The sequence below is a fragment of the Streptococcus sp. CCH8-C6 genome (genome assembly GCF_001557225.1).
GTDB classification, from domain to species: Bacteria; Bacillota; Bacilli; order Lactobacillales; family Streptococcaceae; genus Streptococcus; species Streptococcus sanguinis_C.
The window spans coordinates 1-386 of the sequence record NZ_LSJN01000028.1; the positions used below are offsets into that span (position 1 = coordinate 1).

3 tRNA genes are annotated in these 386 nt (G+C 50.5%); all 3 read right to left on the minus strand.

Going from position 1 to position 386, the window contains the following annotated elements:
* Nucleotides 1-77: 77 nt before the first annotated feature.
* Nucleotides 78-150: transfer RNA gene (locus AX677_RS03075), tRNA-His, on the minus strand.
* A gap of 10 nt (nt 151-160) precedes the next feature.
* Nucleotides 161-231: transfer RNA gene (locus AX677_RS03080), tRNA-Trp, on the minus strand.
* Between the two features lie 8 nt (nt 232-239).
* Nucleotides 240-320, minus strand: a tRNA-Tyr gene (locus tag AX677_RS03085).
* Nucleotides 321-386: the final 66 nt, after the last annotated feature.

Here is a 386-nt window from a genome sequence, read left to right on the forward strand (position 1 = left end):
GCTGGATTCGAACCAACGCATGAGGGAGTCAAAGTCCCTTGCCTTACCGCTTGGCGATACCCCAATAATATTAAATAGGCGAGTGATGGGGATCGAACCCACGCATGCCAGAGCCACAATCTGGTGTGTTAACCACTTCACCACACCCGCCATATTTAAACACGGGCAGTAGGAATTGAACCCACACTGAAGGTTTTGGAGACCTTAGTTCTACCTTTAAACTATGCCCGTAAAGGTTATGGAAGGGGAGGGATTCGAACCCCCGAACCCGAAGGAGCGGATTTACAGTCCGCCGCGTTTAGCCTCTTCGCTACCCTTCCGATTATAAAATTATGGCGCGAGACGGAATCGAACCGCCGACACATGGAGCTTCAATCCATTGCTCT